This window comes from Deinococcus soli (ex Cha et al. 2016), from assembly GCF_001007995.1.
GTDB classification, from domain to species: Bacteria; Deinococcota; Deinococci; order Deinococcales; family Deinococcaceae; genus Deinococcus; species Deinococcus soli.
In genome coordinates this window covers 1,112,846-1,137,539 of record NZ_CP011389.1, presented here as the reverse complement: position 1 = coordinate 1,137,539, position 24,694 = coordinate 1,112,846, and the positions used below count along the sequence as shown (strand labels likewise).

The following is a 24,694-nucleotide window of genomic DNA, read 5'->3' as shown; positions in this document are numbered from 1 at the left end:
AGAGGGAGGGAGGACAGCAATGACCACAGAGGAACGCACGCGCCGCTGGCGGCTGGTGCTGGGTGGCGGGGACGCCGACGGGCTGGGCGCGCAGGAGGGCACGGAGGTGCCCCTCACGCTGGAAGACCGCCGGATGGACGCCGCGCTGGCCGGGCTGTACGACCCGCGAGACGGTGAACGCCGGGGCGGGCTGGGGGGGAGTGCGCCGCGTGTGGCGCGCTGGCTGGCGGACCTGCGCGAGTTCTTCCCGACCGACGTGGTCCGGGTGATGCAGGCGGACGCCATCGAGCGCCTGAACCTCCAGCAGCTGCTGTTCGAACCGGAGATGCTCGATGGCGTGGAGCCGGACGTGCATCTCGTGGCGACGCTGGTGTCCCTGAAGGGCGTGATGCCGCCGTCGGCGCGGGACGCGGCCCGCTCGGTGGTGCGGCGCGTGGTGGACGACCTGACGCGCCGACTGGAGGAACCGACCCGCGCGGCCGTCACCGGGAGTCTCAGCCGCGCGCAGCGCACGCGCCGCCCGAAGGCCGCCGAGATCGACTGGCCGGGCACGATCCGCGCGAACCTGCGCACGTACCGCCCGGAACTGGGCACCCTCGTCCCCGAGCGGCTGGTCGGGCATGGGCGGCGGCGGCGCAGCCTGCGGGACGTGGTGCTGTGCGTGGACCAGTCGGGCAGCATGGCGGGCAGCGTGGTGTACGCCGGGGTGTTCGGCGCGGTCCTGGCGAGCCTCCCGGCGCTGAGCACGCGCGTGGTGGCCTTCGACACGGCGGTCGCGGACCTGACCGAGCACCTGGGCGACCCGGTGGAGCTGCTGTACGGCCTGCAACTGGGCGGCGGCACCGACATCAACCGGGCGCTGGCGTACTGCCAGGGCGTGATCGAGCGGCCCGAGCAGACGGTGCTCGTGCTGCTCAGTGACCTGTTCGAGGGCGGCAACGAACGCGAGATGCTCGCCCGCGCCCGCGCGCTGCGCGAGAGTGGCGTCCTGGTCGTGGCACTCCTGGCCCTGTCGGACGACGGCGCGCCCAGTTTCGACCACGGCGTGGCGCGCGCCCTGGCGAGCCTGGACATCCCGGCGTTCGCGTGCACGCCCGCGCACTTTCCGGGCCTGCTGGCCGCCGCGCTGCGCGGGGACGATCCGGGCGCGTGGGCGGGCGATCAGGGACTTGTGGTCCGGGGCAGCGGCGTAGGGTAGGCCTATGACGCAGCGTTTGGTGGTCGCGGGCGGCAGTGGGTTCCTGGGTCGGGCGGTGGCGCGGCACTTCACGGCGCTGGGGTGGGAGGTCGTGATCCTGTCGCGTTCCCGCCCGGCTGCGCCGGCGCCGGGGCGCAGGGTGGCGTGGGACGCGCTGCGGCAGGGCGAGTGGGTGCGGGAACTGGACGGCGCCGCGGCCCTGCTGAATCTGGCGGGGCGCACCGTGAACTGCCGGTACAGCGCGGCGAACATGCTGGAGATCTACACGTCCCGCCTGGACAGCACCCGCGCGCTGGGCCGCGCCCTGGCCAGCGTGGACCGCCCGCCGCGCGTGTGGCTGAACAGTTCCACCGCGACCATCTACCGCGACGCCCGCGACCACCCGCAGGATGAACGGACTGGCGAGCTGGGTTCGGGTTTCAGCGTGGACGTCGCCCGCCGCTGGGAGGCCGCGCTGAACGAGGAGACGCTGCCGCACACGCGGCGCGTGGCGCTGCGCACCGCGATGGTGTACGGCGTGGGCACCGGGGGCATCATGGAGACCACCGACCGCGTGGTACGGCTGGGCGCGGCGGGCGCCATGGCCGGTGGGGAGCAGATGGTGTCGTGGATTCACGAGCGGGACTTCTGCCGCGCCGCGCAGTTCCTGATCGACTCGTCCCCCGAATCGGCGCTCTCCGGTCCGGTGAACGTCACCGCGCCGCACCCCCTCCCGAACGCGGCGTTCCTGCGCGCGTACCGCGACGCGTGGGGCGTACCGGTCGGCGTGCCGTCCACCGCCGCGCTGATCGGCCTGGGCGCCGCCGTGATGGGCTCTGAGGCGGAACTCCTTCTCAAGAGTCGCTGGGTGGTGCCCACGCGCCTGCTGGACGCGGGCTTCACCTTCGAGTACCCCACGTGGCCGCAGGCGATCCGTGAACTGGTCGCGCAGGCCCGCCGCGAGGGGCACGCCGGACACTGACAGCGGTGTCCGGTTGCATTGAAGGGCCCTACGCCCTTCAATTCCACTTCCAACCGCTGGTGTTGTCAGGTGCTCGCTCTGCTTCGCAGCTCTGCGAGTCCGCTCGTTCAGGAGTATTGAAGGGCACCTTCAATACTCCTGAATGCTGCTGTGACCTTCACGGGCGGTCTTCACGTCGCCTGTGGGCGCGGCATTCAGAAGCCTGTCAGCCGCGCGCGCCTATGGTGGGGGCAGGAGGCAACCCGCCTGTGGATCACCCTGCCCTGCCCGTGCCCGCCACCCGCGCCGACGTGGACCGCCTGAACGACGAGGCGGACGCGGTGCTCATGACGTCCATGCAGCGGTCGCGTGATCTGGCCGGTCAGGCCCTGACGCTCGCCACGCGCCTCTCGTACGAGGCCGGGGAGGCCCGCGCGCGGATGCTGTGCGGGTACGGCCACTACTTCCTGTCCGAGTACCCCGAGGCGCTGCGGCTGTTCGACCAGAGCGAGGCGCTCGCCGCGCGGATCGGGGCGCTCGCCACGCAGACGCGCGCCGTGAACGGTCAGGCGATCATCCTGGTCACGCAGGGGCAGTACGGGGCGGGCATGGACCGGCACCTGCACTGCCTGCAACTGGGGCAGTCGAGCGGGGACCGGGTCGCGCAGGCACGCTCCCTGAACAACATCGGGAACCTTTACCTGGACCTGCGGGATTTCGACACGGCGCTCGCGTACCATCAGGACGCGCTGGCGCTGGCCCGCGACCTCGGGCATGACCTGATGGTGTCCAGCGCGTCCATCAATGCCGCGCTGGACTTCAATTACCTGGGCCGGTTCGAGGAGGCGCTGGCGCTGAACCGGGCGACGCTGGCGGGCGCGCAGGCGCGCGGGTACCGGCAGCATGAGTTCCTGCTGCGCGCGAACATGGCCGCGAACCTGCTGGGCCTGAACCGCCCGGCCGAGGCGCTCGCGCAGGCCGTGAGTGCCCTGCGCGGCAGTGAGGATCTCGGGGACCGCGAGAACCTGTGTGACGCGCTGGTGATGCAGGGCCGGGCGCTGCGGGCCCTGCACGACCCGCAGGCCCGCGCGGTGCTGGAGCGCGCCGCGGCCCTCGCGGACGAGCTGGGCGTGAGTTTCCGGCAGATCGAGGCGCACCAGGAACTCTCTGAGCTGCTGGAGGCCCACGGGGACGCCGTGGGGGCGCTGCGGCACGCGCGGCTCGCCGCCGAGCTGGACCGCGAGGCGCTGACCGAGGTGCTGCGGCGCCGCACCGAGGTCACAGCGGCGCAGATCAAGCTGGAGCAGGTGTCGCACCGGGCCGAGCAGGAGCGGCGGCGCAGCGCCGAACTGACCACCGCGAACGTGGCGCTGCAGGAGGCGCAGGCGCAGCTGGCGCATCAGGCGCGGCACGACGCGCTGACCGGGCTGATCAACCGCGCGGCGTTCGAGACGGAACTGCACGTGGCGGTGCAGGGCAGCGCGCCGGTGGGGGTGCTGTTCATCGACCTGGATCACTTCAAACAGGTGAATGACACGCTGGGGCACGACATGGGGGACGTGCTGCTGGTGCAGGTGGCCGAGCGGCTGCGGCGCGCGGTGCGCGACGGGGACCTCGTGGCCCGGCAGGGCGGGGACGAGTTCACGGTGCTGCTGCGCGGCGTACGTTCGCATGAGGAGGCGGAACTGGCCGCCGGGCGGCTGCTGCGCTCACTCGCGGCGCCGGTGGTGCTGGCGGGGCGCGAGTGGACGGTCACGGCGTCCATCGGGGTGGCGGTGTTCCCGGAGGACGGGCGGGACGTGCGGACACTGCAGAAGAACGCGGACCTGGCAATGTACGAGGCCAAACAGGACCGGCACGCGGTGCGGCGCTTCCACGCGGACCTGAGTGCCGCGGCGCTGGAGCGCATGGAACTGGAGCAGGCGCTGCGCGCCGCGCTGGACCGCGCGGAGTTCTGTCTGCACTACCAGCCGATCGTGGACGCCGCGACGGGTGAGGTGCGGGCGCTGGAGGCGCTGGTGCGCTGGCGGCACCCGCAGCTGGGGCTGGTCCCGCCCGGGCGGTTCATTCCGCTGATCGAGGGCACGGACCTGATCGTGCCGCTGGGCGCGTGGGTGCTGCGCGAGGCGGCCCGGCAGCTGCGGGTGTGGCGCCGGGAGCGCCCGGGGCTGCGGGTATCGGTGAATGTCGCGCCGCGGCAGCTGGCGCAGCCGGGCTTCGCGGAGGTGGTGCAGGCGGCGCTGGACGAGTTCGGCCTGGACGCCGAGGCCCTGATCCTGGAGGTGACCGAGGGCGCGGTGCTGGGTCAGGACGGCGAGGCGCACGTCTCTCGCGTGGCGGCGCTGGGCCTGCCGCTGGCACTGGATGACTTCGGGACCGGGTACTCCAGCATCAGTCGCCTGCACCGCCTGCCGGCCTGCTGGCTGAAGATCGACCGGTCGCTCGTTCAGGATCAGGACGCGGCGGCTCCGGCGCGCTCGTCCCGGCCGATCGTGCGGGCGCTGATCACCTTCGCCCACGAGGCCGGGGTGCAGGTCGTCGCCGAGGGCGTCGAGCGGCCCGAGCAGTGGCGGGACCTGCGCGGGTGGGGCTGCGACCTCATCCAGGGGTTCGTGGTGGCGCGCCCGGCCGCTCCGGACGATCTGGTGTGGGGCCCCTGGCCGCTGCCGTCAGCCCAGGCGGACTGACCAGCCGTCCGGCGTGCGCTGCACCGCGTGCCCGGGCAGGTCGAGCGTCAGGGTGGGCGTGCGGATCCGCCAGCGTCCCTCGTGGACAGCGGGTGCGGGCAGCGCGCGCAGCGTGACTTCGTGGACGTCGAACAGGCTTGGGCCGCGTGTCAGGGCGGGGTGGCCCACCGTGAGCAGTTCCGCATCGGGCCCGCGGACCTGAACGTGCCGGGCGTGCAGGAACGTCCCCGGTCCTACGGCGTGCAGGTTCATCGGGTCGAACCCGCCGAGCCGCAGACCGCCGGGGCTGCTCAGGTGCAGCGCGGGGCCGGGCTGGGCGTGGAAGGCCGCCAGCCGGGCGCTCAGGTCCGCGTCGTGTGCGCCCGCCGCGGCCTGCGCGGCGTCTTTCAGGTCCGGGTGGGGCGCGGCGGGCAGGGGAGACCCGACCTGTCCGATCAGCAGGTCGGCCAGAGGGTGCCCGGCCAGTAGCTCGCCGGTCCATGGGGTGCCGGTCCGGTCGAGCAGGTGCGCCAGGGCCGCGCCGCTGCGGTAACTCCAGCTGCGCGGGGTCTGCCGGGGCGCCGCGTCCGGGTCGAGGTCGGGGTGGTCCGCCAGGAAGCGCGTCTCGACGTACAGGGCGAGGCCCTCGGTGGTCTCCATGCGGGTCTCGAACTGCTGGTGGTCCGCGTCCAGCTGCGCGTGCCGCCGGGCGCGCCAGTGCAGGGCGTGCCGCGCCGGGGTCGTCCAGTCGCCGTCTCCTGCGCGCAGGGCCAGTCGCAGCCAGTGGGTCTCCTCGGCCCGGGCGTGGCGGATCTCCGTCCCGGCGGGGTAGGTCAGGGCCGCCAGTTCCGGGGCGGGCCATGCGGGGGACGGCGTGGCGCCCTGGTACACGTGGAAGGCCTCGTGGATCAGCGTGGCGGCCAGCGTCCGTGCCGCCTGATCGGGGTCGCCGGGCAGGGGCAGGTCGGCCAGCAGCACGCCCGCCGCGTCCAGGCCGCCCGGCAGGGTGACGGCGGTGTGCGCGGTCAGCGCCGGGTGGCGGCCCGGCCACACCCACGCGCCGTGCACCCGGTTCCAGCCGTCCCCGGTCGGGTCGGCGTGGTGCAGCCAGGTGTGCGTGCCCTCAAAGGTCAGCAGCGGCGTGCGCTCCGGCGCGAACCCGGGCCAGAGAGTGGGTGTGCGCGCGATCAGGGTCAGGGCGCCGGTCAGCGCGGCGGGGGGGTGCATGCCGTCAGCGTGACATGCGGTCGGGTGTGGGCGCTGCTCAGGTGCCGGCGCCCACGTCGGTGGGTGGGCCGGTCAGGCGGCCCTGGGCGCTCTGGCGCCGGCCGGTGGCGGGGTGCAGCGTCCCGGCGCGGCCCAGGCCGAAGGGAGGCATGTCCACGTACAGGGTCTCGTAGGCGCCGGGCTGGATCAGGTACGTCTCGTGCCAGATGCCGACCGCGCCCGGGTGGCGCCGGGCGGCCTGGTTGAAGGCGCGCCACGCGGGGAGGTGGGCGTGGTCGCGGGCGTGCGCGTAGGCGTGGAGGTGTTCGGCACTTCGCCAGTACTGGATCAGGGTGCCGCCGTGCGTCTGGCCGCCCAGCAGGCCCAATTCGGGACGGGCCTGGAGTTCGCGCAGCATGCGCGGCATGGCGCGGAACACCGGGAGCCACGCGGAGACGTTCCAGGGCTGGTTCACGCGCGCGCCGATCAGGAACACGGCGAAGGGGCCGCCCAGTTCGGCGGTCAGGCGCGCCGGGCGGTGGTCGGGGACGGTCGTGGCGTTGCGGGTCATGGCTCCTCCTGATCATCTAGTTTAAATGGTCCATTCTGGATGGTCTGATCTGATGGTACGCTCCGGGTATGCCGGACGCAACCCTGGGCCCCTCCGCGTTCATCGTGCTGGGGTTCCTGAACCACGCGGGCCCCGCCACCGCCTACGACCTCAAACGCTGGGCGGACGACTCGGTGGGCTTCTTCTGGACCTTCCCCCGGTCGCAGCTGTACGCCGAACCGCAGCGCCTCGTCACACTCGGCCTGCTGACAGAGACGCAGGAGGAATCGGGCCGCCGCCGCCGCCTGTACGCGGTCACCGACGCGGGCCGCGCCGCGCTCTCGGAGTGGCGCCGCAGTCCCGCCGGGATGCCCGAACTACGTGATCCGGGCCTGCTGCGCATATTCTTCACGCCCGCCGGAGATCACGCGGCCCTGCGCGAACTGGCCGCCGGGCAGCTTCAGCAGCACCAGGAGCGGCTGGACACCTACCACGCCATGCTGCGTGCCGACCCCTGCGGGTGGGCGGACAAGCCTCCTTTCACCCGCACCCTGCGGATGGGGGAACTGTACGAGCAGGCCTGCCTGACCTTCTGGCAGGAGGTCCTTGACGACCTACGTCCCGAATAGACGAACGCTTCTGGAGCTGGGCGTGTACCTGCCCGGCATGCCCCTGGTCCGGCCTTGCCGTTCCGGGAAGGGTCATGATACCTTTACGTTTGGCTTGTATCAGGCCTGGAGGTTGCGTGGCGAGACGAAAGATGCCGGAACAGCGGGAAAAGCGTAAGAAGGAAGAGTCCGATACCGTGCGGGCCGAGGGCGTGGTCGAAGAGGCGCTGCCGAACACCACGTTCCGCGTGAAGCTCGACACCGGGCACGACATCCTGGCTTACATCAGCGGCAAGATGCGCATTCACTACATCCGCATCCTGCCCGGGGACCGTGTGGTTCTGGAAATCAGTCCCTACGACACGACGCGCGGACGCATCGTCTACCGCAAGTAAGACCCGGGCCGAAGTACCCAACAGATTCCCCACCTGCCGGAGGTGGGAGGGGGGTCGAGCGCTGCCAGCCGCGCATCCATGATGGGGCGCGTCGGCGCGGCGGCGCGAGGAGGAAGCAATGAAAGTTCGTAGCAGTGTCAAAAAGATGTGCGACAACTGCAAAGTGATCCGCCGCCATGGTCGCGTGCTGGTCATTTGCTCCAACGTCAAGCACAAGCAGAGGCAGGGTTAATCATGGCGCGTATTGCTGGCGTTGACCTGCCCCGCGAAAAGCGCGTCGAAATCGCGCTCACCTACATCTACGGCATCGGCCTGACCCGCTCCAAAGAGATCCTGGCGAACACCGGCATCAGCCCGGACACCCGCGTCAAGAACCTCAGCGAAGGCGAGCAGAGCACCCTGCGTGAAGCCATCGAGAAGACCTACAAGGTTGAAGGTGACCTGCGCAGCGAAGTCGGCCAGAACATCAAGCGCCTGATGGACATCGGCGCCTACCGCGGCCTGCGTCACCGCCGCGGTCTGCCCGTGCGCGGCCAGCGCACCAAGACGAACGCGCGCACCCGCAAGGGCCCCCGCAAGACCGTCGCCGGCAAGAAAAAGGCCACGAGGAAGTAAGCCATGGCGAAGAGCACCAAAGGCAAGACCCCGCGCCGCGCCCGGCGCAACATCAGCGCTGGCCGCGCGTACGTGCACGCCAGCTACAACAACACCATCGTCACCATCACCGACCTCGACGGCAACAGCGTTGCCTGGAGCAGCGGCGGGACGATCGGCTACAAGGGCAGCAAGAAGGGCACCCCCTACGCCGCCCAGCTGGCCGCCGCTGACGCCGTCAAGAAGGCCCAGCAGACCTTCGGCATGAACATTGTCGACGTGATCGTGCGCGGCTCCGGCTCCGGCCGCGAGCAGGCCATCCGCGCCATCCAGGCGTCGGGCATCGAAGTGAAGTCCATCATGGACGACACCCCCGTGCCGCACAACGGCTGCCGCCCCAAGAAGAAGTTCCGCGCCTAAAGCGCACGCGCGCGCCCACCTGCCCCGCCTCCACCGTCCCACGTGACGTAAGCCCCACCACAGGCAACGGAGGCGGGCAACAGAGGGCCGCAGACCCGGCCTCCCCCCAGGGGAAGCGCCGCAAGGAGAGTAAGACATGGGTCGTTTCCGTGGTTCCATTACCAAACTCAGCCGCCGCGAAGGCATCAACCTCGCGGAGACCGAAAAAGTCCAGAAGTACCTGGACAAGCGCCCCTACGCGCCCGGCCAGCACGGCCAGCGCCGTGGCCGCGGCCGCCCCAGCGACTACAGCGTGCGTCTGCGCGAAAAGCAGAAACTCGCCCGCCTGTACGGCATCGGGGAAAAGCAGTTCCGTAACCTCTTCGAGGAAGCGGCCAACGTTCCCGGCGTGACCGGCACCGTGTTCCTGCAGCTGCTCGAACGCCGCCTGGACAACGTCGTCTTCCGCATGGGCTTCGCGAGCACCCGCCGCCAGGCCCGCCAGTTCGTCGGCCACGGCCACATCCTGGTCAACGGCAAGAAGGTCGACATCGCCAGCTACCGCGTCAAGATCGGCGACGAGATCAGCGTGTCCGACCTGGGCCGCAAGATCGGCTTCATCCAGGAAAACATGGAAGCGCAGAAGCGCCGCCGCGTGAGCCCCTGGGTCGAACTGGACGCCGAGAACTTCAAGGGCACCTTCTCCCGCCTCCCCGCGCGTGAAGACCTCGCCCTGCCCATCAACGAGAACTTCATCATCGAGTACTACTCGCGCTAAACCAGGAGGCCCCAGTGGATCAAAAGCGCCCTCAACTCAAAGCCCGCGTGGACGGCGACTACGGCGAGTTCGTCCTGGAACCGCTCACCCGCGGCTACGGCGTCACCATCGGGAACCCCATCCGGCGCATCCTGATGTCCTCCATCCCCGGTACCGCAGTCACGAGCGTGTACATCGAGGACGTCCTGCATGAGTTCTCCACCATCCCCGGCGTCAAGGAAGACGTCATCCAGATCATCCTGAACCTCAAGGAACTCGTGGTGAAATTCCACGCGACCGGCCCCAAGACCCTCACCCTGCGCGCGCAGGGCGAAGGCGTCGTCAAGGCCAGCGCCTTCGAGGTCCCCAGCGACGCCGAGATCGTCAACCCTGACCTGGTCATCGCCAACCTCGCCGAGGACGGCAAACTGGTCATGGAAGTGCGCATCGAGGAGGGCGAAGGCTACGTCCCCGCGGACAAGCACGCCACCAAAGACCGCATCAACTCGATCCCCGTCGACGCGATGTTCTCCCCCGTGCGCCGCGTGGCGTACCATGTCGAGAACACCCGCGTGGGCCAGCAGACTGACCTGGACCGCCTGATCCTGCGCGTCTGGACCGACGGCAGCACCAGCCCCCAGGACACCCTGGACAAGGCTGTTGAGATCCTGCGTGAGGAACTCACGGTGTTCGGCAACGTGGAGACCCTCCCCGCCGCCGCGCCCGAGTACCAGCAGCCCGTCTACACCCCCGCGCCCACCGCGCCGAACGTGTACGACCTGCCGCCCAGCACCGCCAGCCTGAACCTGAACCCCGGCGACTACCCCGCCGAGATGGACTCCCCCCGCGTGACCCTCGAGGGTCTGGGCCTCACCACCCGCGTGCTGCACTCCCTGAAGGAAGAAGGCATCGACAGCGTGGACGCCCTGTGCGCCCTGTCCGACCGTGACCTGAAAAAGGTCCCCGGCATCGGCGAGCGCAGCCTCGACGAGATCAAGCAGCAACTCGCCCAGTTCGGCCTCGCCCTACGCGACTGAGCCGACTGACCCCCAAGGAGAAACACCATGCGTCACGGTAAAGCCGGTCGCAAGCTCAACCGCAACAGCAGCGCCCGCACCGCCCTGGCCCGCGCCCAGGCGACGGCCCTGCTGCGCGAGGGCCGCATCCAGACGACCCTCACGAAGGCCAAAGAGCTTCGCCCCTTCGTCGAGAAACTGATCACCACCGCCAAGGGCGGCGATCTGCACGCCCGCCGCCTCGTCGCCCAGGACATCCACGACAACGCCGTGCTGCGTAAAGTCATGGATGAAGTGGCCCCCAAGTACGCCGAGCGTCCCGGTGGCTACACCCGCATCCTGCGCGTCGGCACCCGCCGCGGTGACGGCGTCACCATGGCCCTCATCGAACTGGTCTGACTCCAGACCCCCGTGCCCGCCCCACCACACTGGTGAGGGCGGGCACATCCATGCCGGGGGCGTGTCAGGAACCTGCCAGACCACGCGTGCTGAGATAACCCATGACCGAACGACCCGACCCGGCGCATGCCACGCTGGATCACGCCTCGTGGAGCCGTCACCAGTACCACCGGATGATCCTCCCGGGCGGCGTCGTCGCCTTCGCCGTGCCCCTGTGGCTGCACCACCAGCAGCCGTTCCTGGCGCCCTTCGACCAGCAGGCGTTCCCGCTGATGCTCGCCACCTACGTGCTGCTCACTGCGCTCAGCTGGCTGTCCGTGCCGCTGGCGTGGCTGGAATGCGCGGTCATCATCCCCCTCAGTGGGTTTGTCACGTGGCGGGTCGGGGCCGTGCTGTTCACCCCCGACCTGGACGCCCGCGCGGCGCAGCTGGCCTCCACCCTCCCGTGGGTGATCGTGGCCCTGCTGATCACCAGCTGGGTGGTGTCCGAACGCACCAGCCTGTCCGTGAACGGCATTGTCGTCGGCGCGATTGCCCTGCTCAGCGTCGCCTCGTGGCCCGCTCCACCCTGGACGGCCGAACAGGCGCAGCTCATGAATACCCTGCTGCAACTGCTGATGGCGGCCACCACCGTCATCGCGGCCCAGACCGTCGTGCTGCGCCGCCACCACCTCATCAGCGTCCGCGCCCGGCAGGCCCTTCAGGACGCGCACACTGACGTCCTCACCGGTCTGCCCAACCGCCGCGCCCTGCTGCACGCTCTGGAGGAGCACGCCCACGACCAGCGGGGCGGCCTGCTCGCCCTGGGCCTGCTGGACGTCGACCACTTCAAACTCATCAATGACCGGCACGGGCACGCCACCGGGGACGAGGTGCTGCGCCGCCTGGCCGTTCACCTGCGCAGCCACCAGCACGCGCAGCAGGCCAGCGTCGTGGGCCGCTACGGCGGCGAGGAATTCCTGCTGATCCTGCGCGTCCCTGACCCCAGCAGCGCCCACGACGCCTGCGAACGCCTGCGCCGCCGCCTCGCGAACGAGCCCCTGCACGGCCTGAACGTCACCGTCAGTGTCGGCCTGGTCGTCAGTCCCGTTCCCGCCCACATCCCCACCCTGCTCGACGCGGCCGACGAGGCGCTCTACCACGCCAAGAACACGGGCCGCAACCGTGTCCACCGCGCCGACCTTGACCCCGCCCGACTGACTGCGACCTGATGCCCGGGGAGGACCAGCAGGCAGAACGGAATGAGGGGGACGGGCTACGCTGCCCCGTCCCCCTCGCCCGTGACGTCCGCCGGTCAGGGCCCGTCGGTATACACGCGGCTGGGATAGTAGTACCGCTGCAGCATCAGCTTGCCCAGCGCGACCAGCGGCACCGCCAGCAGCGCCCCGGCGAAGCCCAGCAGCGACGCCCCGACCAGGATGGCGACCAGCACCGTGATCGGATGCAGGTCCGTCGTGCGGCTCAGGATGTACGGACTGAGGAAATTCCCCTCGATCTGGTTGGCGGCGACGAACACCACGATCACCAGCACGATCTTCAGCAGCGCGCCCGGGAGCGTCAGTGCCAGCAGGATCGCCGGGGTCGCACCGATGATCGGCCCCAGGTACGGCACGATGTTGAACGCTCCGGCCAGGAACCCGATCGCGGCGGCACTGGGAATCCCCACAATGGTCAGGCCCAGCCACACGAACACCCCGATGAACGACGCGATCAGCAACTGCCCACGCACGTACCCACCCACAGCCGTGCCGACCAGATCACTGAACTCCTGCACGCGCGGCTGCCAGGGACGCGGAAAGACATGCAGCAGCGCAGCGTTCACGCGGCTGTAGTCGATCATCAGGTAGACGCTCATCAGCAGGATCAGCAGCACCTGCCCCACCACCCCGCCGATCGACACGAGGCTGTTCAGCAGCGTTCCCGTGGACGACAGGGCGTTTTGCAGGATCGGCACGATGTTCTGCCCGAAGTTCTGCACGTAGTCCTGCGCAGCCGTGATCAGCCGCTCGCGCGAGTCAGTCAGCCCGGGCACGCCCCGGTCGGTCAGCCAGGAGGTCACGCGGTCCAGTACGTCACCCAGTGACCCGATCTGATCAGGCAGCGCTTTGATCAGCGTGACCAGCTGGCCGGACACGGTCGCCAGCAGTATCCCCGCGAGGCTCAGCAGGCCCGCGAAGATCAGCACCACGAAGAACACGCCCAGGCCGCGCCGGACCCGGCCCCGCTCCAGCCAGTTCAGCAGCGGATTGGCCAGGTACGCGATCAGGAACGCCACCGCGAAATCGATCAGCACCGTCCGGATCTGCCCCACGAACCGCCACGCGACGTAGATGGCCAGCAGGAACACCAGCGCCCGCACCCACGGGCTACGCCACACGTACTGGAAGGCGTTCAGGCGGGTCGGGTCACCGGAAGACGGCCGGGAGCGGGGCGCGGGCGCGGGGGAAGGTCGGGTCACGCCTCCACTCTAGCGGGCCGCGACCGCCCGACCACGCACGGGTTCCTACCCGGAAGGCCACAGCCGGTTTCGGGGCAACCGGGCCCGCGCGGCTCTGCCCGGTTCAGAGGTCGTGAGGGACACCACCGACACCTCTGAACGCTGCTGTCAGAAGGTGCGCGTCACGACCTGACCGGACTGCCCCAGGGGCGCGCTGGGCCCGCCGCTGACGCTGACGCTGACAGCCGCGGCGTTCCCGGTGCGGATCGTCACGCCCTTCGGGAAGCCCTTCACGGTCCCGGCCGGAGGCGTGCCCTCGAACACGATGCGGCCCGCGGCGTCCGTGACGCGCGTCCACGACGGCCCACTGTACGTGACCTTCACGGCGCTCGCGGGGGCTGGCGTGGGCTTCGGCGCCGCGCCCGTTCCGGTGCCCGCGCCGGAACCCTGATCAGCAGGGGTGCCACTGGCGGTGCCCGTCGCTTTGGTGCCCGTCGTGACAGGACGGGCCGCGTCGGTCAGGACGCTGGTCGTCCCGCTGGGACTGAGGGTGACTCGCAGGTCCCGGCTGCGGCTCACGTCCACTGCCTGCCGCAGCGGCTCGCGCCCCTGGAGTTCCACGCGCAGTTCCGCCTGCCGGCGGGCGTCCACCGGGAACGCCAGGACCGGCGCCGTGCCCAGGTCGCGGTTGTCGAGGAACACCCTCGCGCCGGGTGGCACGACCTTCACCGTCAGGCGGACCGTCTGCGTCGCTGGGGTGGTGGTCGCCGCGCCGCCCGCCGAACTGCTGCCCGTACCGGCCGGGGCCCCGGCCGACGCGCCCGTCGCGGGGGTGACGGCCGTCTGGGTGCCGTTCCCGCCGCGCGTGAACTGGTACGCGGCGGCCCCGGCGATCAGCAGGGCGCCGGCGGCCAGCGCCGCCCACAGAGCGGCCGAACGCCGGGCGGGCCGGACCGGCGTGGTGACGCGGGTCGCGGCGGACGACCCTGCGGGGGCGGGCAGCGCCCGGTCGAAGTCACTCAGGAGCGGCTGCGGGTCCAGGCCCAGTTCCCGCGCGTAGCGGGTCAGGTACGAGCGGGCGAAGGTCCGTTCGGGCAGCGCGGCCAGGTTGCCGTCCTCCAGGGCCCGCAGGTAGTCCCCGCGGATCTTGGTGCGCAGGGCGACGTCCTGCGTGCTGAGACCCAGACCCTCGCGGGCCTGTCGAAGGGCGGCTCCAAAGCTCGTCACGGTACTGTCCAGAGTAGCGCATCGGACCGTACCGGACCCGGAACAGGATGACCGGGAGCCGGCCGTGTGGCGGACTCCCGGTCTGGGTGGTGCGGGTCGGCTCTACCCGTCGTAGGGGCGGCCCAGCGCCTTGGGCGCGCGGCTGCGGCCCGTGAAGATCAGCGCCAGGATCGTGATCAGGTACGGCAGGGCCTGAACCAGCGTGCTCGGCAGGAGGTTCGTGCCGCCCAGCACGATGCTCAGGGCCTGCAGCAGGCCGAAGAGCAGCGTGGCGCCCAGCACACCCAGCGGTTTCCACTGGCCGAAGATCAGCGCGGCCAGCGCGATGAAGCCTGCGCCCGCGCTGATGTTGCGCACGTACGAGTCGAGGTTCCCGATGCTCAGGAACGCCCCGGCGGTCCCGGCCAGCACGCCGGACAGGATCACGGCGCTGTAGCGCATGCGGCGCACGTTCACGCCCATGCTGGCGGCCGCACCCGGCTGCTCACCGGTGGCGCGCAGGCGCAGGCCGTACGGCGTGCGGTACATGACGTACCACGTGATCACCACGGCCAGGAACGCGAAGAACACCGGGGGCGAGAAGCGCAGTTCCCCGGCGCCCCACAGCGGCAGCGCGTACTCGACCTTGGGGCTCTCGTTGGACACGCCGTACAGCGCGGTCAGGACCACGGCGGGCACGCCGGTGGCGAGCAGGTTGATGGCCGTGCCGCTGATCACCTGATCGGCGCGGTACCTGATGCTCAGGACCGCGTGAATCCAGGCGATCAGACCGCCGACCAGCATCCCGGCCAGCCACCCCACCCACGGGGCGGCCGCACCCAGGCTGGGCGTGAGCAGGTGTGTGCTGACGGCAGCCGACAGCGCCCCGAAGATGATCAGGCCCTCCAGGGCGATGTTCACGACGCCGCTGCGTTCGCTGAACAGGCCGCCCAGCGCGGTCAGCAGCAGCGGCACGACGCTGCGGATGAAGGTGGCGAGAAACGCCGTGGTGAAGATCTGTGCAATGAGGCCGTCCATTATTTGTTGCCTTCCCGGGTGATGTCCTCGCTGGCCTGGGCCACGTTCGGCTGCGGGGTGAGGGTCTTGGTGACGTCAGCGGCGGCCGGCGTCTCGTGGCGGTCCGCGGCGGCGGCCAGTGCGGGCGGTGGGGGAGAGGTGAGGCGGCGGCTCAGGAAGCCCCCGGCGGCGATGAACAACACGATCAACGCCTTGAGGACCGTCACGATGTCACTGTTGACCTTGGAGAGTTTGGTGGTCACGCTGACCGCGCCGGTGTCGATGGTGCCGAACAGCACGCTGGACGCCACGACGCCCGCCGGGGTGCTCTGGCCCATCAGCGCCACGGCGATCCCGTCGAAGCCGACGTTCACGGGCATGTTCTGCTTCAGGCGGTACTCGTCGAGCGCGCCGCCGTTCACGTAGTGCGTGCCGGCCAGACCCGCGAACATCCCCGCGATGGTCATGGCCAGGATGGTGTTCTTCGCGACGCTGATCCCGCCGTACTCGGCGGCCTTGGGGGACAGGCCCACGGCGCGCAGGGCGTATCCGGCGGCGGTGCGCCACATCAGCATGCCGAAGCCCGCCGCGCACAGCAGCGCGATCAGGAACGCGCCGTTCAGCTGACTGCCGGTGACGCTGACCGGAATCCCGATCCGCCACGTCAGGGCACCCAGCACGGCGGCGGCCGCCAGGGCGATCAGCGTGCGGTTCTTGCGCGCCAGGAGGCGCACGATCACGAAGGCGGCCAGCGCGACCAGCAGGCCGATGCTCAGGGCCACCTGACCGTTCTGCCCCACGTTCAGGACCTCCAGGAGGGGACGCAACTGCGCCTCGCCGTTCAGCAGTTCACTCTGTGGGTTCGAGCCTTCGGCCTTCAGCGGTTGCGGGTACTCGCGGCCCAGGAACGGGAACGAGTCGCTGCCGATCAGGAACACGAGCACCGAAGACGCGATGTAGTTCAGCATGATCGTGTTGATGACCTCGCTGGACCCGAAGCGTGCCTTCAGGAGGCCGGGAATGGCTCCCCACAGGGCGCCCCCGGCGGCGGCGGCGAGGACGCTCAGGGCCAGCAGGCCGTAGCCCAGGCTGGGTGGGCCGTACACGCCGACTAGCATGGCGGCGATGGCACCCATGGTCAGCTGGCCCGGCGCACCGATGTTGAACAGACCCGTGCGGAAGGCGAACGCGACGCTCAGACCCGTGAAGATCAGGGGCGTGGCCAGCTTCAGGCTGTCCAGCAGCGGGTTCAGGGCCGTGACCGGCGCGAACAGCGTGGAGTACACGAAGTACACCAGGTCCGACTTGGCCAGCCACGCGCCCCACAGGCTCATGGGCGCGCCGCTCTGGTTCACGCTGGGCTGCACGATCAGCACGACGACCGCGCCGACCAGCACGGCCAGTCCGATCGCGGCGGCGGGCACCAGCAGGCTGCGCATGCGGTTGAACGCCTGCCACACGCGCGGCGTGGCGCTCAGGCCCGCACCGGCGGCGATCAGGCCCGCCAGGGCCGGGAGGAACAGGCCCAGGTTCATGCCGCCGCTGGCGTAGAAGTTCCCCAGCTGACGCTTGGCGCCGGGGCGCAGGGTCGTGTCGGCCAGTACGCGCCGGGTCTGGTCGTCCAGGGCGCCGCCCAGCACGACCACGGCGGCGGTGGCCAGCCCGAAGGTGAGGAGGCCCGTCACCCAGAACCAGCGCTGGCGGCCCCAGGCGCCTGCCAGGGTCACGAGCAGCGCGGCCAGTGCGGCCCAGGCCAGCGCCAAGACCGTGCCGGTGGGGGGCAGCGGGGCCTGCTGGTTGGAGGTGAGGTTCATGACGCTGCCCGTGACGTGCATCAGGACGGCGTCGGCACTGAAGCCCCGGCCCAGGGTGGCCAGGGGGAAGAGGAGCATGCCCAGGGCGGCAACGGCGCAGGCGATCAGCGCGATGCGGGCCGCGTCGCCGGATGGGCGAGGGTGAGAATCGTGGGTCACCTTCCCATTGTACGGGGTTTCAGGCAAGTCTGGACAGGTGCACATGCGCCCGGTGGTGGGGGTGGAGGTCTCACCCGGTCCGGGCCAGCCTGCTATCCTCGGGGACGCTATGGAACGCACCTTTGCCATGATCAAACCCGACGGCGTCCGCCGCGGCCTGACCCCCGAGATCCTCGCCCGCATCCAGCGCAAGGGCTACCGCGTCGTGGGCCTCAAGCAGATGGTCATCGCCCGCGAGACCGCCGAAGCGCACTACGGCGAGCACAAGGAGCGCCCCTTCTTCGGCGAACTCGTGGACTTCATCACCGGCGGGCCCGTCGTCGCCATCGCCCTGGAAGGCGAGAACGCCATCGCGGGCTGGCGCGCCATGATGGGGGCGACCAACCCCGCCAACGCCGCCCCCGGCAGCATCCGCGCCGACTTCGCCACCACCACCGGCGAGAACGTCACGCACGGCAGCGACAGCACCGAGAGCGCCGCGCGCGAACTGGCCCTGTTCTTCCAGGACGGCGAACTGCTCGCCTGAACCCCGTGCCCCCGTGCGCCGCGCCCCGCCTCCACCGTGAGCGGGGCGCGGCGCCGTTGACCCCCGGTGCGCGCCACCCCCGCCGGAGGCCCCCACCTGCGGGTGACGGTGCCGGGCGCTTCGTGCGAGAATTTCACTCAGCACATGGTCGACAGGTCCGTTCCCGGAGTGAAGCCGAATTGAAAACGCCGACGCTTCCTCAGCTGCTGCAACGCAACCGGGTCCTGGTGGTGTGCAGCGCCAGCCTGGCCTACGTCCTGTACGCCGTCCTGACCGGTCTGGTCGACCCGCCCCGCGAGGGCTGGGTCGCTCTGCTGCTCCCGAAATACATTGCGGGCGTCGTGGCCCTGCTGACCGCTGCGGCCACCCTGCTGCGGCCCGCGCGGGTGGGCGCCGTGTACGCCGTGACCAGCGTCGGATACCTGCTCGTCGCCGTGCTGGAAATCCCGCGCGCCGTCGCGTGGGGTGACATGCCGTTCCACCTGACGCTGTGGCTGACCATGAACGTGCTCGTGTCGTACCTGGTGTTCGGCACGCGCCTGGGGACCGCCGTGAACCTCGGGAGTGTCCTGACCATGATCGTCAGCGTCCTCATGAACGGCCCGCTGGAGGCCAGCAACATGGCCGACTGGGTCACGGCGATCATCGTGCTGGGCGGCACCGGCCTGATCGCATTCAACGTCATGGCGTTCATCGAGCAGAACCTCAGCGCGCACCAGCAGACCAGCCAGCGCCTCCAGGCGGCCCGCAAGGACGCCCTGACCGAGGTGCTGGGCCGCAGCGCCACCGAGGAGGAACTCGAACGCAGCATCGAGCAGGCCCTGAAGAACCGCGCGCCGCTGAGCATCATCGTGACCGACATCGACCACTTCAAGCGCGTGAACGACGTGCACGGGCACGGCACCGGGGACGACGTGCTGCGCTCGTTCGGCAAGCGGCTACGCCGCAGCGTGAGCACCTCGGGCGGACAGGTGGGCCGCTGGGGGGGCGAGGAATTCCTGGTGATCCTGCCCGGCATGGCCCGCCCGGACGCGGTGGTCGTCGCCGAGCGCCTGCGCGCCGAGGTGGCCGACGAGCCCATCGCGGGCCTGAACGTCACCGCCAGTTTCGGCGTGGGGTCCCTGCGCGGCGCGGAGGACAATGCCGAAGACCTGTTCGCCCGCGCCGACAGCGCCATGTATAACGCCAAACGCTCCGGCCGCAACCTGGTCCGCTGATGGCCATCCAGGCACAGAGGCGCGGTCGGTCCGCGCCTTCTGCCGCTGCGCCGCCAGCGTTCAGCGGCGGAAGGCGGGCAGCAGCGCGGCGTCCTCCTGCGTGGCGTACCCGCGCGTGACCACCCGCAGACCCTGCGTGGTCGTCAGGATCAGCGTGTCGGCCAGCCGGGAGCCTGCCACCGGGTGCAGCGCCTCGCCCTGCGTCGTCGTGACCGCCTGCGCGTCCGGCCCGGCCAGGTCCTGCGCGGTGAACCGCGGCGACCGGATGTCCAGCCTCCAGCTCAGGGGCCGCGCGTCACTGTCGTACTGCACGACCACCCCGGCGGCGTCCAGCGGCGGGCGACTGGTCCAGGTGGCGCGGCGCAGCCCACCGCCGATCCGCTCGCGCGCGTCCGCCTGCGCGTCGAACGACCCGGTCGCCGTGAACAGGGTTCTGGCAACCAGATCCTCCCTTCCCGGCACCGCGCCGTCACTGGCCGCCCCGCCGGGTTTGCAGGCAGTCAGGAACAGCAGGGGCAGCAGCAGGTGAACAGGACGCATGCCTCTGAACGTACACCCGCCCCGGCAGGGCATCTGTCATATGGCGCGCCGTGCGAGCATGAGGCGTGAGCCCGCACCACCTCGCCCTGCTGATCACCGCCACGCTGCTGAGCGCGCTGCTGGCGCTGGGCCTGAGCCTGCACCTCGGCTGGCGGCGGGACGCGGCCCGCTGGCCGCACCACGCGCTGTTCTTCCTGACCTGCGCCGGGACGCTGATCAGCCTGGGGCTGGCCTGGCGCGCCGGCGCGGCCGCCTGGGCGCTGCTGCCCGCGCTGGCCCTCCTGCTGAGCATGCCCCGCACCCGCCCGGGCCGCGCCGACCACTGGCAGCGCGCCCTGCTGAGCGCCGCCGCGTTCACCGCCGGGACCCTGACCGCCTGGGGCACCTGACCGGCCCGCACTGCTAGCCTGCCCGCATGGACCTGATCGACGGCATGCTCGCGCGGCGCACCACCAACGGCCCCTTCCGCCCGGACCCGGTCAGCCGCGAGCACCAGCACCTCCTGATGCGGGTCGCGCAGGCGGCGCCCAGCCACTTCAACAGCCAGCCGTGGCGCTTCGTGCTCATCGAGAACCCGGACACCATCGCGCAGGTCGCTGGCATCGCCGGGCAGAGCATGACCGAACTCATCGAGGGCGGCGTGTTCTTCGAACGCTACCGCCGCTACTTCCGCTTCACCGAGAAGGAGATGGAGGAGCGGCGCGACGGCATTCACATCGACCACCTGCCCGGCCCGCTGAAACCCTTCACGCGGCAGGTGTTCAGCGACGCCGGGCTGAAACTCATGCGGCAACTCGGCGTGCCGAAAAAACTCGGGGAGGACAACCGCAAACTCGTGGCAGGCAGCCCCCTGCTGCTGGCCGTCCTCCTTGACAAGGGCGAGTACCGTCCCGGCGAACTGTCCGGCTTCTACTCCGTGTTCGGCATGGGCGCTGCCATGGAGAACATCTGGAACGCCGTAGGCGCGCTCGGCATGGGCATCCAGTTCGTCAGCACGCCCATGGAGATCCCCCGCCACTGGCAGGCCATCCAGGACCTGCTGCGCGTCCCCGGCGACCTGGAACTCATGGCCGTGTACCGCCTGGGGTACCTGCCGCACGATCAGGCGCGGCCCAGCATCGACTGGAGCAGCCGCCACCGCAAACGCCTGGATCAGTTCGTGTACCGCGACACCTGCGAGCAGCCCGAACGGGAGTGATCCGGATTCCGTCTGTTTCGTTGACAACCCGGAACGGCACCGGGCCGCCAACTCCACGCCCGGAACCCGTTTTTCTCCTCCTCTGCTGCGCAGCTCTACGAGTCGCGTCCGCTCGGATTGAACGGCTTTGCAAGCCATTCAGTCGAGGTCCGTATGACTTCATCCTCCCTTGAGGAAACTGCCACGCGCCCGGGCGGGCACGCGGCGCACAATGCCTCCCTGGAGGGCACCACCATGACCGACACCACCCCCAACGCCGCCCAGAGCGGCACCTTCGAGATCGGCGGCGACCTGACCGTCACCCGCCTGGGCTTCGGCGCGATGCGCGTCACCGGCGACGGCGTGTGGGGCGACCCCGCCGACCGCGAGGGCGCCCTGACCACCCTGCGCCGCCTGCCGGAACTCGGCGTGAACCTCATCGACACTGCCGACAGCTACGGCCCGGCCGTCAGCGAGGAACTCATCCGCGAGGCGCTGCACCCCTACGACACGGTCGTGATCGCCACGAAGGGCGGCCTGACCCGCACCGGCCCGAACGTGTGGATGCCCGTGGGCCGCCCCGAGTACCTCAAGCAGCAGGCGCACCTCTCCCGCCGCCGCCTGGGCGTGGACCGCATCGACCTGTGGCAACTGCACCGCATCGACCCGAACGTGCCGCGCGACGAGCAGTTCGGCGCGATCAGGGAACTCATGGACGAGGGCGTCATCCGCCACGCGGGTCTCTCCGAGGTGACGGTCGAGGAGATCGAGGCCGCCCGCAACGTGTTCCCCGTCGCCACCGTGCAGAACCTTTACAACCTCGCCAACCGCAAGAGCGAGGACGTGCTGGACTACTGCCAGCAGGAGCACATCGGCTTCATCCCCTGGTACCCACTGGCCGCCGGGAACCTCGCCAGGGAAGGCAGTGTCCTGACCGACATTGCCGCCCGACTGGGCGCCACGCCCTCCCAGATTGCGCTGGCCTGGGTTCTGAAACGCAGCCCCGTCATGCTGCCCATCCCCGGCACCGGCAAGGTCCGGCACCTGGAAGAAAACGTCGCCGCCGCCCGCCTCACCCTGACCGACGAGGACTTCCGCGCGCTGGACGAGGTCGGCCGTCAGGAATGGGAGAAACAGCAGAACTGAACGCGGAGGGTTCATGCCTCACCGCGCCTCACCCTCAGGAGACAGGGGAGCGCGGTGAGGCGTGCATGGACGTTTCCTGAACACTGAACCGTGGCGTGTGTCCCCCCTGGAGCCTGCCAGGGTCGCGCAGAATGCGGCGCATGCCCCTGACCCCCCACCTGCGCGCCCTCGTGACGGGCACGCCCCCGCACCTGACCCCGCAGACGCAGGTGCAGGAGGCGGCCCGCACACTCTTCCCGCGCATGGCGGCCCGCCCGCAACTGCTGGACGTCTTCACGAACGCGATGATCGACACGCGCGCCCTGGCCCGCCCACTCGAGTGGTACCTCACCCCACGCGGCTTCGGCGAGAAGAACGCCGTCTTCGTGCAGGAAGCCCGCGCCCTGACCCGCCGACTGGCGAAAGAGGCGCTGGCCGCCGCGCAGATCACCCCCGCCAACGTGGACGCCGTGGTCGTCGTGAACACCAGCGGCATCAGCGCACCCAGCCTCGACGCCGACCTGATCGAGCACCTCGGGATCAACCGGCACGCCGCCCGCCTGCCCGTGTGGGGCCTGGGCTGCGCCGGGGGCGCCAGCGGACTGGCCCGCGCCGCCGACCTCGTCCGCGCCGGGTACCGCCGCGTGCTGTACGTCGCCGTGGAACTGTGCAGCCTGACCCTCGTGCACGGCGACGAGACCAAGAGCAACTTCGTCGGCACCGCCCTCTTCTCCGATGGGGGCGCCGCCGCCGTCCTCACCCACCCCGACGAACCCGGCCCCGCCCCCCTGGCCGAACTGTGCGGCGCGTACTCCACCCTGATCGAGAACAGCGAGGACATCATGGGCTGGGACGTCGTGGACGAGGGCCTGAAAGTCCGCTTCAGCCGCGACATCCCCACCCTGGTGCGCGGCATGATGCAGGGGAACGTCCAGGCCGCCCTGAGCGCACACGGCTGGAGCCAGGACACCGTGGACACCTACGTCGTCCACCCCGGCGGCGTGAAAGTCCTCAGCGCCTACGAGGACGCCCTGAACCTCCCCGCCGGAGCGCTGGACGCCAGCCGCCACGTCCTGCGCCACTACGGCAACATGAGTAGCGTCACCGTCCTGTTCGTGTTGCAAGAAACCCTGCGCGCCCACCCACAGGGCCGCGCCCTCCTGAGCGCCATGGGCCCCGGCTTCAGCGCCGAACACGTCCTCCTGAACTTCCCCGGCTGAGGGTTACAGGCGGTTCAACTCCTGCCGCGCCTCCGCGTAGCCGGGGCGCAGGCGCAGCGCCTCGCGGTACGCGGCCTGTGCTTCGGCGGTGCGTCCCAGGCCGGATAGGGCGCGAGCCCGCCAGTAGTGCGCCTCCTCGTGCGTGGGGACCGAGCGCAGCACCGCGCCTGTCAGTGTCAACACCCGCGCGTACTGCCCGGTGCGGGTGTACGCCTCCAGCGGCCCGAACGAGTACCACAGCGCGCGCCATGGCAGCCCGCCCTGCACCCACGCGGGCCGGGTCGGGTCCAGGGTGCGGTCGGGCGCGGCGGCGAACGCCCGGTCGAAGGTGCGCGCGGCGGCGCGGGCGTCCCCGGTGTCCAGCTGCGCCTGCCCGAGCGTCAGGAAGCCCACCGCGTCGTTGCGCCGTTCCGCCTCGCGCCCGGCGATCCGCAGTACCTCCGCCTGCTCCTGCGCGCGGTCGGCCCGCCAGTCCAGCACGCCCGCCAGGGCCGCCCGTTTCGACGGTGGCGTGACGATCAGGAAGGTGCGCCCGAAGGACCGCCACAGCTCGTCGAACTTCGCGTAGTCCATCCGCAGCGGCCCCAGGTACGAGTCCAGCGCGCTGAACTGCCCGGCCCGGTCGTCGTACCCGGTCAGCAGGCGGTAGTGTCCCATCCCGCCAGAGTCCGGCGTGACGAACCACGTCTCCACGATCACCGGGAAGCCCGACGCGAGCAGTGACCGCAGCAGCGCGCGGTCGCCGCCGCGCGCCAGATGCACGTCCATGCCCTGCGCCCGCGCGAACGCCGCGAGTTCCTCCGGCGAGACGTTCACGTCCCCCCGCGACGGCTTGAGTTTCGGCGCGATGTCGGACTGATTCAGCGTGCCGCCCCAGCGGCTCAGGGCCATGCCGATCGTGACCGGCCCGCAGTTGTTCAGCCGCTGGTACTCGTGCCGGATGCCCGTGACGCTGGCCCGCGCGGGCAGCACCCGGGACGGCGCAGCTGGAGGAGGCGCGGGCGTGACCTCCGGCGTGGGCGGCTGCACCTGTACCGGAGTGGGGATGACCGGTTCCGGCGCAGGGTCCGGCTCTACAGGTTCTGGAGCTGGCTCCGCAGCGGGCGGTAGCGCAGGCACCGCTGGTTGCTCGACAGTGGCCGTCTGAGCTTCCGCACCCGACTGAAGGCGTGTGACACCGAACGCGGCCGCCCACAGGAGCAGGGCCGCCGTCACCAGCAGGGCAGGGGAACGCATCCCCTTCATCGTCCCCGCCCTTCATGATCCGCCCCTGAGGCGAAAAGGTCGCGCAGATCACGCTGTCGGCACGAGTGCGCCGCGACACCCGCAAGAAGCCCGCCGCTGCTGAAGCCCAAAAAGTAGAACCTTCTGACACGCACCAAGTTGGCTTGCCCCACTGGCGTTGTGGCAGCCGAGCCCGTCGTGCGCGCAGCGCGCGGGGCACAAGCGACGAAACCGAAGGAATGCAGACACATACGTGGCCGACCCCGCCCCATACCCGCTGACTACCTCAGAGAAATACCTGCCG

26 protein-coding genes are annotated in these 24,694 nt (G+C 70.6%); 18 read left to right on the top strand and 8 right to left on the bottom strand.

Translation table 11 applies throughout. From position 1 onward, the window contains the following. Nucleotides 1-19: 19 nt before the first annotated feature. From SY84_RS05610 to SY84_RS05600, 3 genes are all read left to right on the top strand, one after another. Nucleotides 20-1,198 carry a VWA domain-containing protein gene (locus SY84_RS05610; RefSeq protein ID WP_046843193.1) on the top strand — a complete coding sequence of 393 codons (1,179 nt, stop codon included), beginning with the start codon at nt 20-22 and terminating at the stop codon, nt 1,196-1,198. A 4-nt stretch (nt 1,199-1,202) separates the two neighbouring features. Then, complete coding sequence (locus tag SY84_RS05605; RefSeq protein WP_046843192.1) at nt 1,203-2,159, top strand: TIGR01777 family oxidoreductase; 957 nt, start codon at nt 1,203-1,205, stop codon at nt 2,157-2,159. Between the two features lie 248 nt (nt 2,160-2,407). Beyond that, complete coding sequence (locus SY84_RS05600; RefSeq protein WP_046843191.1) at nt 2,408-4,825, top strand: putative bifunctional diguanylate cyclase/phosphodiesterase; 2,418 nt, start codon at nt 2,408-2,410, stop codon at nt 4,823-4,825. Here SY84_RS05600 and SY84_RS05595 read toward each other — a convergent pair. Both SY84_RS05595 and SY84_RS05590 read right to left on the bottom strand, forming a co-directional pair. Further along, a complete protein-coding gene (locus tag SY84_RS05595; RefSeq protein ID WP_046843190.1) occupies nt 4,808-6,031 on the bottom strand; it encodes a hypothetical protein in 1,224 nt (407 codons plus the stop codon). The two genes, SY84_RS05600 and SY84_RS05595, sit on opposite strands and share 18 nt — an antisense overlap. A gap of 37 nt (nt 6,032-6,068) precedes the next feature. Continuing rightward, nucleotides 6,069-6,581 carry a DUF4188 domain-containing protein gene (locus tag SY84_RS05590; RefSeq protein ID WP_046843189.1) on the bottom strand — a complete coding sequence of 171 codons (513 nt, stop codon included), beginning with the start codon at nt 6,579-6,581 and terminating at the stop codon, nt 6,069-6,071. 68 nt (nt 6,582-6,649) lie between these two features. Here SY84_RS05590 and SY84_RS05585 point away from each other — a divergent pair, with 68 nt between their 5' ends. The 9 genes from SY84_RS05585 (at nt 6,650) to SY84_RS15795 (ending at nt 11,939) form a co-directional block, all read left to right on the top strand. Next, on the top strand, nt 6,650-7,189 hold the full coding sequence (locus tag SY84_RS05585; protein WP_046843188.1) for a PadR family transcriptional regulator: 540 nt from the start codon (nt 6,650-6,652) through the stop codon (nt 7,187-7,189). Between the two features lie 131 nt (nt 7,190-7,320). Continuing rightward, a complete protein-coding gene (infA, locus tag SY84_RS05580; protein WP_012693978.1) occupies nt 7,321-7,563 on the top strand; it encodes a translation initiation factor IF-1 in 243 nt (80 codons plus the stop codon). A 118-nt stretch (nt 7,564-7,681) separates the two neighbouring features. Continuing rightward, nucleotides 7,682-7,795 (top strand): 50S ribosomal protein L36, encoded by a 114-nt coding sequence (gene rpmJ / locus SY84_RS16160; protein WP_012693977.1) that lies wholly within the window; start codon nt 7,682-7,684, stop codon nt 7,793-7,795. Nucleotides 7,796-7,797: 2 nt separating this feature from the next. Beyond that, complete coding sequence (gene rpsM / locus SY84_RS05575) at nt 7,798-8,178, top strand: 30S ribosomal protein S13 (RefSeq protein ID WP_046843187.1); 381 nt, start codon at nt 7,798-7,800, stop codon at nt 8,176-8,178. Between the two features lie 3 nt (nt 8,179-8,181). After that, nucleotides 8,182-8,577 carry a 30S ribosomal protein S11 gene (gene rpsK, locus SY84_RS05570; RefSeq protein ID WP_046843186.1) on the top strand — a complete coding sequence of 132 codons (396 nt, stop codon included), beginning with the start codon at nt 8,182-8,184 and terminating at the stop codon, nt 8,575-8,577. Between the two features lie 136 nt (nt 8,578-8,713). Further along, nucleotides 8,714-9,334: a 30S ribosomal protein S4 gene (gene rpsD, locus SY84_RS05565; protein WP_046843185.1), complete on the top strand. Its 621-nt coding sequence runs from the start codon at nt 8,714-8,716 to the stop codon at nt 9,332-9,334. A 14-nt stretch (nt 9,335-9,348) separates the two neighbouring features. Next, nucleotides 9,349-10,350 carry a DNA-directed RNA polymerase subunit alpha gene (locus tag SY84_RS05560; RefSeq protein WP_046843184.1) on the top strand — a complete coding sequence of 334 codons (1,002 nt, stop codon included), beginning with the start codon at nt 9,349-9,351 and terminating at the stop codon, nt 10,348-10,350. A gap of 27 nt (nt 10,351-10,377) precedes the next feature. Further along, complete coding sequence (gene rplQ / locus SY84_RS05555) at nt 10,378-10,728, top strand: 50S ribosomal protein L17 (RefSeq protein ID WP_046843183.1); 351 nt, start codon at nt 10,378-10,380, stop codon at nt 10,726-10,728. Nucleotides 10,729-10,829: 101 nt separating this feature from the next. Next, the gene (locus SY84_RS15795) at nt 10,830-11,939 is read left to right on the top strand and encodes a sensor domain-containing diguanylate cyclase (protein WP_052751050.1); all 1,110 of its coding nucleotides are present in this window, start codon (nt 10,830-10,832) and stop codon (nt 11,937-11,939) included. Between the two features lie 83 nt (nt 11,940-12,022). Here the strand turns inward: SY84_RS15795 and SY84_RS05545 are convergent, their stop codons facing one another. From SY84_RS05545 to SY84_RS05530, 4 genes are all read right to left on the bottom strand, one after another. Next, nucleotides 12,023-13,186: an AI-2E family transporter gene (locus SY84_RS05545; RefSeq protein ID WP_081424518.1), complete on the bottom strand. Its 1,164-nt coding sequence runs from the start codon at nt 13,184-13,186 to the stop codon at nt 12,023-12,025. 147 nt (nt 13,187-13,333) lie between these two features. Continuing rightward, nucleotides 13,334-14,392, bottom strand: coding sequence for a RodZ domain-containing protein (locus SY84_RS05540; RefSeq protein WP_046843182.1), 1,059 nt, complete (start codon nt 14,390-14,392; stop codon nt 13,334-13,336). 102 nt (nt 14,393-14,494) lie between these two features. Next, nucleotides 14,495-15,409: an ABC transporter permease gene (locus SY84_RS05535; RefSeq protein WP_046843181.1), complete on the bottom strand. Its 915-nt coding sequence runs from the start codon at nt 15,407-15,409 to the stop codon at nt 14,495-14,497. Further along, the gene (locus tag SY84_RS05530; RefSeq protein ID WP_046843180.1) at nt 15,409-17,361 is read right to left on the bottom strand and encodes an ABC transporter permease; all 1,953 of its coding nucleotides are present in this window, start codon (nt 17,359-17,361) and stop codon (nt 15,409-15,411) included. The genes SY84_RS05535 and SY84_RS05530 overlap by 1 nt, the downstream gene beginning before the upstream one ends. Nucleotides 17,362-17,470: 109 nt before the next feature. Here SY84_RS05530 and ndk point away from each other — a divergent pair, with 109 nt between their 5' ends. Both ndk and SY84_RS05520 read left to right on the top strand, forming a co-directional pair. Then, nucleotides 17,471-17,887 (top strand): nucleoside-diphosphate kinase, encoded by a 417-nt coding sequence (ndk, locus tag SY84_RS05525; RefSeq protein ID WP_046843179.1) that lies wholly within the window; start codon nt 17,471-17,473, stop codon nt 17,885-17,887. A gap of 179 nt (nt 17,888-18,066) precedes the next feature. Further along, nucleotides 18,067-19,104 carry a GGDEF domain-containing protein gene (locus SY84_RS05520; protein ID WP_229755692.1) on the top strand — a complete coding sequence of 346 codons (1,038 nt, stop codon included), beginning with the start codon at nt 18,067-18,069 and terminating at the stop codon, nt 19,102-19,104. A 60-nt stretch (nt 19,105-19,164) separates the two neighbouring features. On the opposite strand, the gene SY84_RS05515 is transcribed toward SY84_RS05520, so the two are convergent. Further along, complete coding sequence (locus SY84_RS05515) at nt 19,165-19,644, bottom strand: hypothetical protein (protein WP_046843178.1); 480 nt, start codon at nt 19,642-19,644, stop codon at nt 19,165-19,167. Between the two features lie 65 nt (nt 19,645-19,709). Between SY84_RS05515 and SY84_RS05510 the strand changes: the two genes are divergently transcribed. From SY84_RS05510 to SY84_RS05495, 4 genes are all read left to right on the top strand, one after another. Then, nucleotides 19,710-20,033 (top strand): hypothetical protein, encoded by a 324-nt coding sequence (locus tag SY84_RS05510; RefSeq protein ID WP_046843177.1) that lies wholly within the window; start codon nt 19,710-19,712, stop codon nt 20,031-20,033. Between the two features lie 26 nt (nt 20,034-20,059). Then, nucleotides 20,060-20,842 (top strand): nitroreductase family protein, encoded by a 783-nt coding sequence (locus SY84_RS05505; RefSeq protein ID WP_046843176.1) that lies wholly within the window; start codon nt 20,060-20,062, stop codon nt 20,840-20,842. A gap of 234 nt (nt 20,843-21,076) precedes the next feature. Next, on the top strand, nt 21,077-21,967 hold the full coding sequence (locus SY84_RS05500) for an aldo/keto reductase (protein WP_046843175.1): 891 nt from the start codon (nt 21,077-21,079) through the stop codon (nt 21,965-21,967). Nucleotides 21,968-22,098: 131 nt separating this feature from the next. Then, nucleotides 22,099-23,166: a type III polyketide synthase gene (locus SY84_RS05495; RefSeq protein ID WP_046843174.1), complete on the top strand. Its 1,068-nt coding sequence runs from the start codon at nt 22,099-22,101 to the stop codon at nt 23,164-23,166. Nucleotides 23,167-23,169: 3 nt separating this feature from the next. Here the strand turns inward: SY84_RS05495 and SY84_RS05490 are convergent, their stop codons facing one another. Continuing rightward, nucleotides 23,170-24,195: a C39 family peptidase gene (locus SY84_RS05490; RefSeq protein WP_281174746.1), complete on the bottom strand. Its 1,026-nt coding sequence runs from the start codon at nt 24,193-24,195 to the stop codon at nt 23,170-23,172. Between the last annotated feature and the right edge of the window lie 499 nt (nt 24,196-24,694).

What these genes read in the sequence shown, in the direction of transcription:
- SY84_RS05500 (WP_046843175.1), top strand. Translation starts at nt 21,077, where the DNA reads ATGACCGACACCACCCCCAACGCCGCCCAGAGCGGCACCTTCGAGATC.
- ndk (WP_046843179.1), top strand. Translation starts at nt 17,471, where the DNA reads ATGGAACGCACCTTTGCCATGATCAAACCCGACGGCGTCCGCCGCGGC.
- SY84_RS05495 (WP_046843174.1), top strand. Translation starts at nt 22,099, where the DNA reads ATGCGGCGCATGCCCCTGACCCCCCACCTGCGCGCCCTCGTGACGGGC.
- infA (WP_012693978.1), top strand. Translation starts at nt 7,321, where the DNA reads ATGCCGGAACAGCGGGAAAAGCGTAAGAAGGAAGAGTCCGATACCGTG.
- rplQ (WP_046843183.1), top strand. Translation starts at nt 10,378, where the DNA reads ATGCGTCACGGTAAAGCCGGTCGCAAGCTCAACCGCAACAGCAGCGCC.
- rpsD (WP_046843185.1), top strand. Translation starts at nt 8,714, where the DNA reads ATGGGTCGTTTCCGTGGTTCCATTACCAAACTCAGCCGCCGCGAAGGC.
- SY84_RS05595 (WP_046843190.1), bottom strand. Translation starts at nt 6,031, where the DNA reads ATGCACCCCCCCGCCGCGCTGACCGGCGCCCTGACCCTGATCGCGCGC.
- SY84_RS05535 (WP_046843181.1), bottom strand. Translation starts at nt 15,409, where the DNA reads ATGGACGGCCTCATTGCACAGATCTTCACCACGGCGTTTCTCGCCACC.
- rpmJ (WP_012693977.1), top strand. Translation starts at nt 7,682, where the DNA reads ATGAAAGTTCGTAGCAGTGTCAAAAAGATGTGCGACAACTGCAAAGTG.
- SY84_RS05610 (WP_046843193.1), top strand. Translation starts at nt 20, where the DNA reads ATGACCACAGAGGAACGCACGCGCCGCTGGCGGCTGGTGCTGGGTGGC.
- SY84_RS05505 (WP_046843176.1), top strand. Translation starts at nt 20,060, where the DNA reads ATGGACCTGATCGACGGCATGCTCGCGCGGCGCACCACCAACGGCCCC.
- SY84_RS15795 (WP_052751050.1), top strand. Translation starts at nt 10,830, where the DNA reads ATGACCGAACGACCCGACCCGGCGCATGCCACGCTGGATCACGCCTCG.
- SY84_RS05515 (WP_046843178.1), bottom strand. Translation starts at nt 19,644, where the DNA reads ATGCGTCCTGTTCACCTGCTGCTGCCCCTGCTGTTCCTGACTGCCTGC.
- SY84_RS05605 (WP_046843192.1), top strand. Translation starts at nt 1,203, where the DNA reads ATGACGCAGCGTTTGGTGGTCGCGGGCGGCAGTGGGTTCCTGGGTCGG.
- rpsK (WP_046843186.1), top strand. Translation starts at nt 8,182, where the DNA reads ATGGCGAAGAGCACCAAAGGCAAGACCCCGCGCCGCGCCCGGCGCAAC.
- SY84_RS05590 (WP_046843189.1), bottom strand. Translation starts at nt 6,581, where the DNA reads ATGACCCGCAACGCCACGACCGTCCCCGACCACCGCCCGGCGCGCCTG.
- rpsM (WP_046843187.1), top strand. Translation starts at nt 7,798, where the DNA reads ATGGCGCGTATTGCTGGCGTTGACCTGCCCCGCGAAAAGCGCGTCGAA.
- SY84_RS05585 (WP_046843188.1), top strand. Translation starts at nt 6,650, where the DNA reads ATGCCGGACGCAACCCTGGGCCCCTCCGCGTTCATCGTGCTGGGGTTC.